Origin of the sequence: Derxia lacustris (assembly GCF_002105195.1) — a bacterium.
GTDB lineage: Bacteria > Pseudomonadota > Gammaproteobacteria > Burkholderiales > Burkholderiaceae_E > Derxia > Derxia lacustris.
In genome coordinates, this window is sequence record NZ_MUHU01000019.1 from 1 (window position 1) to 10,523 (window position 10,523).

Genomic DNA, 10,523 nt, shown 5'->3' on the forward strand with positions numbered 1-10,523 from the left:
GGCGCGGCGAGCACCGACTTCACATAGATGCGCGTCGGCGCCATGAGTGCGTGGCCGAGCGGCTGGCCGTGGAAATCGGCGTCCAGGTCGGGCGCGGCGCGCTCGATGATCTTGCGCACCAGCGAATAGCCATTGGAATGCGGCCCGCTCGACAGCAGGCCGAGCACCACGTCGCCCGGCACGATGCTCTTGCCGTCGATGATCTTGCTCTTCTCGACCGCGCCGACCGCGAAGCCGGCCAGGTCGTACTCGCCGTCGGGATACATGCTGGGCATCTCGGCGGTCTCGCCGCCGATCAGCGCGCAGCCGGCCAGTTCGCAGCCGAGCGCGATGCCGCCGACGACGGTCGCGGCGGTGTCCACGTCGAGCTTGCCGCAGGCGAAGTAGTCGAGGAAGAACAGCGGCTCGGCGCCCTGCACCAGGATGTCGTTGACGCTCATCGCGACCAGATCCTGGCCGACGGTGTCGTGCTTGTTGAGCTGGAACGCGAGCTTGAGCTTGGTGCCGACACCGTCGGTGCCGCTGACCAGCACCGGCTCCTGGTAGCGCTTGGGCACCTCGAACAGCGCGCCGAAGCCGCCGATGCCGGCGAGCACGCCTTCGCGCAGCGTGCGTTTTGCCAGCGGCTTGATGCGCTCGACGAGCGCGTCGCCGGCGTCGATGTCGACTCCGGCGTCCTTGTACGACAGCGATTCGGTGGCGGGAGTGGCGGGCTGGAGCGGTTCGGACATGGTGCGGGCGATTTCGATGCGGGAGGGACGGCGGCCGGCCGGCGGGCATTGCCGCGGTAACGGGAGTTGGCGGCGGGAGCGTTCAGTAGAATCGGGCGGCGCCGACCGGCGGCTCCGGTGCCGGTCCGGCAAGCTGCCGGCGCCCGGCAAGGGCGGCTGCCGCGCGGTTTGGCGAACGCGGCGGCGCAGTTTACCAACGCCGCCCGACCGCCCCGCCGCCTGCGCCGCGCCGCCTGTCGCAAGACGGCCCTCCTCCCCCGACTCCGCCCTCGATGCCCGACGCCCGAATCAGCGCCCGCCACATCCTGCCCTGGGGCAGCACCGCGCTCGTCGCGCTGCTGCTGCTCTGGATGCTCGGCCCGATCCTCACGCCCTTCGTGATGGCGGGCGTGCTCGGCTACATGCTGGAGCCCGGCGTGGGCTGGCTGGTGCGCCAGCGCCTGCCGCGACCGCTGGCGGTGCTGCTGATGATCCTGGCACTCGGTCTGGTCGGCGTGGCGCTGGTGCTGATCGTGGTGCCGGTGCTGGTGAGCGAGGGCACGGCGCTGTCGGCCAAGCTGCCGCAGCTGCTCGACCGGCTCAACACCCATCTCACGCCGCTGCTGGCGCGCTGGTTCGATGTGCAGGTGAATTTCGATCTCGACACCGCGCGCAGCTTTCTGTCCGAGAAGCTGGCCGAGAGCGGCGACAGCATCTATCGCAGCGTGTTCGATTCGCTGCGCATCGGCACCGGCAAGGTGATGGGCGCGGTCGGCCTGTTCGCGCTGGTGCCGGTGGTGCTGTTCTATCTGCTGCTCGACTGGCACCTGATCGTCGGCAAGACGGCGCGGCTCATTCCGCTGCCGCTGCGCAGCCGCGTGACCGGCCTGGCGCGCGAGGTCGACGCGGTCCTCGCGCAGTTCCTGCGCGGCCAGATCGTGGTGATGCTGGCGCTCGCGGCCTTCTACAGCGTTGGCCTCATGCTTACCGGGCTCGACGTGGCGCTGCCGGTCGGCATCATCACCGGGCTGCTGGTGTTCGTGCCCTACATCGGCTATTCGCTCGGGCTGGTGCTGGCGCTGCTGTCGGGGCTGCTGCAATTCGGCAGCTGGACCGGGCTGGTCGGCATCGGCGTGGTCTACGGCCTGGGCCAGCTGATCGAGAGCTTCTATCTCACGCCGCGCCTGGTGGGCGAGCGCATCGGCCTGCACCCCATCACGGTGATCTTTGCGCTCATGGCCTTCGGCCAGCTGTTCGGCTTTGTCGGCGTGCTGGTGGCGCTGCCGGTGTCGGCGGTGCTGGCCGTGGGCATGCAGCATCTGCTGCGGCATTACTTCGACAGCCCGCTCTACCACGGCGGCGATCGCATCGTGCTGGCCCGGCCACACGACGGAGCGCCCGATTGAACTCGCCCATGCAACCGCGCCAGTACACCCTCGACTTCCTGCCCGCGCGCGAGCCGACGCTCGACAACTTCATCGCGGGCGCCAATGCCGAGCTGCTCGACCGGCTGCGCCGGCTCGACTTTCCGCGCGTGCTGTATTTCTGGGGCCCGTCGGGCTCGGGCAAGAGCCATCTGCTCGCGGCACTCAAGCGCCAGCATCCCGAGCTGGTGACCGCCGACGACGTGGACCGCGCCGGCAAGCGCGAGCAGACCCGGCTGTTCGACGCCTACAACGAGGCGGTCATCGGCGGTCCGGCGCTGGTCGTGGCCGGCGCCTGTCCGCCGCGCGCGCTGGGCGGCGGCGGCAAGGCCATGCGCGAAGACCTGCGCACCCGGCTCGCGGCCGGGCTGGTCTATCAGCTGCATCCGCTCGACGATGCGCACAAGCGGCTGGCGCTGGCCGAAGCGGCGAAGGCACGCGGCACCGAGATCGGCGACGACGTGATCGGCTATCTGCTCACGCATTTCGCGCGCGATCTGGGCTCGCTGATGCGCATGTTCGACGCGCTCGACCGCTATGCGCTCGAAACCCGGCGCGCGATCACCCTGCCGCTGGTGCGCAGCTGGGTCGCGCGCAGCGAGGACGGCGCGGCAGACCAAGACGAAGCCGGCCCGGGCTGACGCGCGCGCCGCTCAGCCGCGCGGCATGAAGGCCGCCACATTGCCGTCGGCGATCGCGCGCAGCAGCCGGTCGCGCAGCGCCAGCATTTGCGCCATGCGCTGCGCATCGCCGTCGGCCACGCGCAGCGCCACCACCGCCTCGCGCCGCGCCAGACAGTCGTCGCCCGACAGGCAGGCGTTTTCCACCAGCGGATCGCGCTCGTCGCAGGGGCTGCCGAGGCCGCAGCCCACCAGCATCAGCGCCGCCTGCATCAGCTCGAAGGCGCCCGCGCCGGCATAGCGCACGCCCTCGAACCAGACCGCGCCGTCGCGCGCCGCCAGCAGCGCCGGCAGCGCGTCGGCATCCCACAGCAACGCATCGCCGCTTGCAAACGCCGCCGCCAGCGCATCGGTCCAGGCGCTTGCATCGTTGCCGTCGCGCCAGCGCCGGCCACCCCGCGCCAGCCGGTCGAGCGTGCCGAGCAGCGCATCGCCGGCGCGCGCGCCTTCCGCCTCGATGCCGTCGAGCGCAGCCGCCGCCTCGCCGGGCGCAAATCCGGCGCAACGCCGCTCGAATCGGTCGATCGCCTGCATTCGGCGCGAATAGGCGGCGGGATTTTCGCCATGCACATATCGGCGCGAATCGGCGGCGCTGCGGCCTTCCGGCAAATTCTGGAATGCGCAAAGCCGCAATGCCTGGCGCGCATAGAAATAGCCGCCGATTTCCGGCTGCCGTTTCGCCTCGGCGACAAATGCGCGCAAATTGGTCGAGCCGAGCATTGCGCGATAAAGCGCCGCCGAATCGATTGGTGCCGGCGCGCCGGCAGACAGGCCCGGCAGCGGCGCCACCGGCGCGCCGGCATGCGGCGTGCGTGGCGCCATCGGCGGCGCGACGTGGCTTGCGGCGTGCGCCGTCACGGGCGTCGGCGCCATCGAATAGCCAAGCGCCAGACCCAGCACCACGGCTGCGATCACGCCCAGCAGCCCATCGCGGCCCAGCCTGCGGCCCGCGCGGGGCACGACAAGCCGGCCGGCAATGGCCGTTTCGATCAGGATTTTCATGACTTGGAGTGGAGGTGTGCTGCGCGTTGCTCGGGGTGTCTCCCCCTGCCTGCTGCGGGCGCCGGCGGCGGTCCGGGGCGCATGCGTCGGTGCCTTACAATCCGCACTTCCGTCTTTTGCGATTACGTCCCGTCCGGCGGCGATGAACCTTACGCTATTCGATCTCGATCACACCCTCCTCCCCATCGACAGCGATTACGAATGGGGCCAATTCCTGGTGCGAACGGGCATTGTCGACGCCGAGGAATACCGCATCGCCAATGACCGTTTCTACGAGCAATACAACGACGGCACGCTCGATATCTTCGAATTCCTGCGTTTCGTGCTGCGGCCATTGATGCAATTGCCGCGCGCCCAGCTTGATGCGCTGCATGCGCGCTACATGCAGGAAGTGATCGCGCCCAACCTGCGCCCCGAAGCGCTCGATCTGGTGCGGCGCCATCTCGATGCCGGCGATCTCTGCGCCGTCGTCACCGCCACCAACAGCTTCATCACCCGGCCCATCGCGCGCGCCTTCGGCATAGCCGAACTCATCGCCACCGAATTCGACGAGCGCGACGGCCGCTTCACCGGGGAAATCAGCCTTGCGCCCTGCTTCAAGGACGGGAAGATCGCCCGTACCGAAGCTTGGCTGGAAGCGCGCGGGCTCGACTGGTCGAGCTTCGACGACTCCACCTTCTATAGCGATTCGGCCAACGACCTGCCGCTGCTCCAGCGGGTGCGCCGGCCGGTCGCCGTCAATCCGTCCGGGCGCCTGCGCGCTCACGCACTGGCCGAAGGCTGGCCGGTGATCGAACTGTTCAGATGATCAAAAAGCTTCTTCCTTCCGGTTTTCTCGGCGGCCTGATCCGCCGGATCTCGGGGCGCGGCGCCACGCCGGCCGCCACCGATCCCGTCGACGATGCGCTGGCCGCGCCCGAAGACGATCCGCTCGCCGAATCGGCCGCCCGCGCCGCCTACCGGCGCAGCCACGGCGCGGTCGAACCGCCGACGCTGCCGGGCACCGCCCGCCGCGCCACGCTGCCCGCCGACGCCGCTCCCGCCGCAGCCAGTGCCACGCGCGCGCCGCGCCGCAGCCGCGACGACGGCGCCGCGCCGCAGGACGACCGCAGCACCCGCAAGCGCCCGGCGCCCGGCGGCGATCCGCTGGTCGGCCCCGACGGCATTCCGCGTGCGCCGCGCATCTATTCCGGTCGCGATCTCGGCATCGACGTGCGCCAGATTCCGACCTACGCCACCCGCGTTGCGCTCACGCTGCACGACGCCGGCTATGCCGCCTACATCGTCGGCGGCGCGGTGCGCGACCTGCTCTCGGGCGCCAATCCCAAGGACTTCGACGTCGCCACCGACGCCACGCCCGAGCAGGTGCATGCGGTGTTCCGGCGCTCTCGCATCATCGGGCGGCGGTTCCAGATCGTGCATGTGGGCTTCGGCCGCGAGATCGTCGAGGTGTCGACCTTCCGCGCGCTCACGCCGCCGGCCGAGGCCGAAGACCCGACCGGCGAGGTCGCCGAGGCCGAACCGGCCGCGCAATCCACTGAGTCGCACGGCCATGAATCGCAGGGCGGCCGGCGCCGCGAACGGCGTCAGGCGCCGGTGGCGCAGACCCGCGCGGTCGACGAGCACGGCCGGCTGACGCGCGACAACGTCTTCGGCGAGCAATGGGAGGACGCCGCGCGGCGCGACTTCACCATCAACGCCATGTTCTACGACCCGAGCGACGAGACCGTGCTCGACTACCACGGCGGCGTCGACGACATCCGCGCGCGCCGCCTGCGCATCATCGGCGACGCCACCACGCGCTATCGCGAAGACCCGGTGCGCATGCTTCGCGCGGTGCGCTTCGCCGCCAAGCTCGGCTTCGAGCTCGACGCGCGGACCGCCGCACCCATCGCCGAGCTGGCCGATCTCGTCACCAACGTGCCGCAGGCGCGGCTGTTCGACGAGATGCTCAAGCTGCTGTTCTGCGGCAATGCGGCCGACGCCATTCACCGCCTGCGCGGCGCCGGCCTGCATCGCGGCCTGCTGCCGCTGCTCGACAGCACCGACGCCTCCGACGCCGCCGAGCGCTTCGTCGGCCTGGCGCTCGCCAGCACCGATGCGCGCGTCAAGGCCGACAAGCCGACCTCGCCCGGCTTCCTGTTTGCCGCCCTGCTCTGGCCCGACGTGAATGCGCTCTGGAAGGCGCACATGGACGGCAGCCGCGGCGAGATCCTGGCCGCGATCCCGGCGCTGTTCGCCGCCGCCGACGAAGTGCTTGCGACCCAGTTCGAGCGCTTCGCGATCCAGCGCCGCTTCGTCGCCGACATGAAGGAAATCTGGTCGCTGCAACCGCGCTTCGAGCGCCGCAACGGCCGCAATCCGTTCCGCCTGCTGGAACAGCCGCGCTTTCGCGCCGGCTACGACTTCTACCTGCTGCGCGCCGAAGCCGGCGAACTGCCGATGGCGCTGGCCGACTGGTGGACCGCCTTCGCCGATGCCGACAGCGCCGGCCGTGAAGACCTGATCGAGCAGGCCGCCGCCGAAGAGCGCGCTGGCGGCGGGCCCGCCGCACCGGCTGCCAAGAAGCGCCGCCGCAAGAAGCCTGCGGTGCGCGAAGCCGGCGACCTCGGCGAACCGGCCGCCGATGCCGACGGCGAGGCGGAAGAGGACGTGCGCTTCACCCGCCCGGCGCCCGAAGCCGACGCCGACACGGCCACCGCGCCCGCCGCTGAAACCACCGAATCCGCCACCGAAGCCGGCGACACGCCTGACGCACCGCGCAAGCGTCGGCGCCGCCGCAGCCCGCGCAAGGCCGGCAGCCCGCTCGACGCAGCCGCCGCCGACATCGCCCCGGCCGGCGGCGACACGCCCGACTGATCCGGCGCCAGCCACCGCCGCCATGCTCGCCACCCCACCGCAACGCCGCGCCGTCATCGGCCTCGGCGCCAACCTCGGCGATGCCGACGGCGCGCTGCGCCATGCCGCCGCCGCCCTGCTCGCCGATCCCGGCGCGCAACTCGTCGCCGCCTCGCGCATCTGGACCTCGGCGCCGGTCGATTCCAGCGGGCCTGACTACCGCAACGCCGTGCTCATCCTCGCCACGCCGCGCACGCCGCACGACCTGCTCGCGCGGCTGCAAGCCATCGAGCTCGACCACGGCCGCGAACGGCCCTATCGCAACGCCCCGCGCACCCTCGACCTCGACCTGCTGCTCAGCTTCGTCGCCGACGGCAACTACGACTGGCAGCCCGAGACCGTCGCCGACGGCAGCCATCTGCAGCTGCCGCATCCGCGCGCGCATGAGCGCCGCTTCGTGCTCGGCCCGCTCGCCGAAATTGCACCCGAGCTGACCATCGCCGGTCACGGCCGTGTTGCCGATCTGCTCGCCGCGCTCACCGGCCAGCCGGCGCTGCCGACCGCCCTGCCGCTCGTCCTGCCCAGCGTCGGCATCACGTCCTAGCCTCGGCGCCCATCTGCGCAGCCCACGCAATCCCGACGAGAAAGCCGCCCTCATGGAAACCGCCAAGCTCCGCCGCGTCGTCGTCGAAGGCCCGATCGGCGTCGGCAAGACCACGCTCGCGCGCCGCCTCGCAGCGCATCTCAACGCCGATCTGCTGCTCGAAACGCCCGAGACCAATCCCTTTCTCGAACGCTTCTACCGCGACGCCAGCCGCTACGCCCTGCCGACGCAACTGAGCTTCCTGTTCCAGCGCCTGCGCCAGCTCGCCGCCGCCGAAGCCGATCTGCTCCAGCGGCCGGTCGTCAGCGATTTCCTGCTCGACAAGGATCCGCTGTTCGCCCGCCTCACCCTCGACGACGACGAATTCCAGCTTTACCAGCAGGTCTACGCCGGCCTGCGCGCCCAGACCGTCACGCCCGACCTGGTCGTCTATCTGCAGGCCAGCCCCGAGACCCTGCTCGCGCGCATCAACCGGCGCGGCCTCGCGATGGAAACCGCCATCAACGATGCCTACCTGCGCGCGCTGTCCGACAGCTATGGCAGCTACTTCCATCACTACGACGCCGCACCGCTGCTCATGATCAATACCGAGCATCTCAACCCGGTCGATTCCGACGCCGATTTCGAGCTGTTTCTCAGCCGCATCGGCGCGATGCGCGGCCAGCGCGAGTTCTTCAACCGCGCCGAGTAGAAACCCTCGGCCCGCGTTGCTGCGCCGCAAGATACCGACGTGTATGCTGCGCGGCTCGCTTCAACCGGGAGTCCGCGATGAGCGCCCATCCCCAGTCATCCGCAGCGACGGAACGCAAGCCCGTCACCCTGCCCCGCCTGCTCGATCTGCATGCGAAGGGCGAACCGATCACCGTTCTCACCTGCTACGACGCCAGCTATGCCGCCCTCATCGACGCCGTCGGCATCGATGCGATGCTGATCGGCGACTCGCTTGGCATGGTCGTGCAGGGCCGCGATTCCACGCTGCCGGTCACGGTCGATGAAATCGCCTACCACACCGCCTGCGTGGCACGCGGCAACCGCAACAGCTGGCTCATCGCCGATCTGCCCTTTGGCAGCTACCACGGCGGCATCGACATCGCCCTGGCCAATGCGGTCAAGCTCATGCAGGCCGGCGCGCACATGGTCAAGGTCGAGGGTGGCGAATGGCTCGCGCCCACGGTGCGCGCCTTCGTGCGCGCCGGCATCCCGGTCTGCGCCCATCTCGGCCTCACGCCGCAGTCGGTGCATGTGCTTGGCGGCTATCGCGTGCAGGGCAAGGGCGATGTCGGCGCGGCGCAACTGCGCGCCGATGCCTTCGCGCTGCAGGACGCCGGCGCAGCCATGGTGCTGTTTGAAATGGTGCCGGCCGCGCTCGCCACACGGATCACCGCCGAACTGCGCGTCCCCACCATCGGCATCGGTGCCGGTCCGCAATGCAGCGGCCAGGTACTCGTGCTGCACGACATGCTCGATGTCTTCCCGGGCCGCAAGCCCCGCTTCGTCCGCAACTTCATGGACGGCGCCACCAGCATCCGCCACGCCGTCGAGCGCTATCGCGACGCCGTAAAATCGCGCGCCTTTCCGGCCGCTGAACACTGTTTCTGACCGATCCGACCCGATGAAAGTCGTCCGCACCATCGAGGAACTGCGCTCCCAGCTGCAAGGCCAGAACCGCACCTCCTTCGTGCCCACCATGGGCAATCTGCATTCCGGCCACCTCAGCCTCATGCGCATCGCGCGCCAGTACGGCGATCCGGTGGTGGCCAGCATCTTCGTCAACCGGCTGCAATTCGGCCCCAACGAAGACTTCGACAAGTACCCGCGCACCCTCGACGACGATCTGGAGAAACTCCAGCGTGAAGGCGTCTACGTGTGCTTCGCGCCCGATGAGCAGGTGATGTATCCGGAGCCGCAGGAGTACCGCGTGGCGCCGCCGCACAATCTGGCGGACATCCTCGAAGGCGAGTTCCGCCCCGGTTTCTTCCAGGGCGTGACCACGGTCGTGCTCAAGCTGTTCTCCTGCGTGCAGCCGCGCGCGGCGGTGTTCGGCAAGAAGGATTACCAGCAGCTGATGATCGTGCGGCGCATGGCGCGCCAGTTCTCGCTGCCGACCGAAATCGTCGCCGCGGAGACCGTGCGCGATGGCGATGGCCTCGCGCTGTCCTCGCGCAATCGCTATCTGAGCCCGGAGGAGCGCGCCGAGGCGCCGCGCCTGTATCGCGTGCTCAACGACGTCAAGGAAAAGGCGCTTGCGAGCCGCGACGATCCCGCCGCGCTACCGCGCATCGAGGCCTCGGCCATGCAGCATCTGGCGTGGGCGGGCTGGAAGCCCGACTACATCGCCATTCGCAAGCGCAGCAATCTGCTCGCGCCCAGCGCTCAGGAAAACGCGGCCGGCGAGCCGCTCGTGGTGCTGGCCGCCGCTCGGCTTGGCGCGACCCGGCTCATCGACAATCTGGAAATCTGACGAGGCATTTCATGCTGCGCACCCTCCTCACCGGCAAGATCCACCGCGCCACCGTCACGCAATGCGAATTGCATTACGAAGGCTCCTGCGCAATCGACGACGACCTGCTGGAAGCCTCAGGCATCCGCGAATTCGAGCGTATCGACATCTGGAACATCGACAACGGCGAGCGCTTCAGCACTTACGCGATCCGCGCCGAGCGGGGCAGCGGCACCATCAGCATCAACGGCTCGGCTGCTCGCCGCGCCTGTGTCGGTGACTTGGTGATCATCGCGGCCTTCGGACAGTTGAGCGAAGCCGAGCTGGAAGGCTTTCAGCCCAAGCTGGTATTCGTCGACGAAGCCAACCGGATCAAGAGCACCCGGAGCCACATTCCCGTACAGCCCGGGTTGTGACCGCACCGTCGACCGGTGCTCATGCTCAGACTTGCATGTCTCAAGCGATAGCGTAGCTGTGGAGCTTCAGCGGAGAGGCTCCCCTAACCGCGCCTGTCCATTCGCTGAGAGCCTGCCTATATGCATCTGCCTTTCGCACCATGTTCGTCCGCACACTCGAGTCGATTGGAGCCGAGCCGCCTGCTCCCGCGCCATACCCTAATCAATCAACGCCCCGTTAATTGAGGAGTTGGCCTGTTGCATTTTAGGATTTGGGGATGGTTTCAGAAGGTATTCCCTGAGGTTCTGAATAGGCGGGGAAGGAGAGGGATAAATGAGAGGAGAAGAGATGGCAAAGCAAAAGGGGCGACTCAGAGTTGAGTCGCCCCTTTCAGAGGAGGAGCCTGACGATGACCTACTTTCACACGGG

General features: G+C 69.1%; 11 protein-coding genes. 9 read left to right on the top strand and 2 right to left on the bottom strand.

Annotated elements, in window-relative coordinates; genetic code table 11:
- Window positions 1–731 (bottom strand): phosphoribosylformylglycinamidine cyclo-ligase (gene purM / locus B9P64_RS15140; RefSeq protein WP_085316921.1); only part of this gene is annotated, 731 nt, incomplete at its 3' end.
- Between the two features lie 272 nt (window positions 732–1,003).
- Here purM and B9P64_RS15145 point away from each other — a divergent pair.
- Together B9P64_RS15145 and B9P64_RS15150 are read left to right on the top strand one after the other, a co-directional pair.
- A complete protein-coding gene (locus B9P64_RS15145) occupies window positions 1,004–2,116 on the top strand; it encodes an AI-2E family transporter (RefSeq protein ID WP_085316922.1) in 1,113 nt (370 codons plus the stop codon).
- Window positions 2,113–2,775: an HdaA/DnaA family protein gene (locus tag B9P64_RS15150; RefSeq protein WP_235840016.1), complete on the top strand. Its 663-nt coding sequence runs from the start codon at window positions 2,113–2,115 to the stop codon at window positions 2,773–2,775. The genes B9P64_RS15145 and B9P64_RS15150 overlap by 4 nt, the downstream gene beginning before the upstream one ends.
- A gap of 12 nt (window positions 2,776–2,787) precedes the next feature.
- On the opposite strand, the gene B9P64_RS15155 is transcribed toward B9P64_RS15150, so the two are convergent.
- Window positions 2,788–3,816, bottom strand: a complete 1,029-nt coding sequence (locus tag B9P64_RS15155; RefSeq protein ID WP_085316924.1) for a hypothetical protein — start codon at window positions 3,814–3,816, stop codon at window positions 2,788–2,790.
- A gap of 142 nt (window positions 3,817–3,958) precedes the next feature.
- Here B9P64_RS15155 and B9P64_RS15160 point away from each other — a divergent pair, with 142 nt between their 5' ends.
- From B9P64_RS15160 to panD, 7 genes are all read left to right on the top strand, one after another.
- Window positions 3,959–4,624, top strand: a complete 666-nt coding sequence (locus B9P64_RS15160; RefSeq protein WP_085316925.1) for a histidinol-phosphatase — start codon at window positions 3,959–3,961, stop codon at window positions 4,622–4,624.
- Entirely contained in the window at window positions 4,621–6,675 is a 2,055-nt protein-coding gene (pcnB, locus tag B9P64_RS15165) for a polynucleotide adenylyltransferase PcnB (RefSeq protein WP_085316926.1), read from the top strand. The genes B9P64_RS15160 and pcnB overlap by 4 nt, the downstream gene beginning before the upstream one ends.
- Before the next feature lie 22 nt (window positions 6,676–6,697).
- A complete protein-coding gene (gene folK / locus B9P64_RS15170; protein WP_085316927.1) occupies window positions 6,698–7,258 on the top strand; it encodes a 2-amino-4-hydroxy-6-hydroxymethyldihydropteridine diphosphokinase in 561 nt (186 codons plus the stop codon).
- A gap of 52 nt (window positions 7,259–7,310) precedes the next feature.
- A complete protein-coding gene (locus B9P64_RS15175) occupies window positions 7,311–7,949 on the top strand; it encodes a deoxynucleoside kinase (RefSeq protein ID WP_085316928.1) in 639 nt (212 codons plus the stop codon).
- Window positions 7,950–8,026: 77 nt separating this feature from the next.
- Window positions 8,027–8,857, top strand: coding sequence for a 3-methyl-2-oxobutanoate hydroxymethyltransferase (gene panB / locus B9P64_RS15180; protein WP_085316929.1), 831 nt, complete (start codon window positions 8,027–8,029; stop codon window positions 8,855–8,857).
- Window positions 8,858–8,870: 13 nt separating this feature from the next.
- The gene (panC, locus tag B9P64_RS15185) at window positions 8,871–9,719 is read left to right on the top strand and encodes a pantoate--beta-alanine ligase (protein WP_085316930.1); all 849 of its coding nucleotides are present in this window, start codon (window positions 8,871–8,873) and stop codon (window positions 9,717–9,719) included.
- Between the two features lie 11 nt (window positions 9,720–9,730).
- Window positions 9,731–10,114, top strand: coding sequence for an aspartate 1-decarboxylase (gene panD / locus B9P64_RS15190; protein WP_085316931.1), 384 nt, complete (start codon window positions 9,731–9,733; stop codon window positions 10,112–10,114).
- Window positions 10,115–10,523 lie beyond the last annotated feature (409 nt).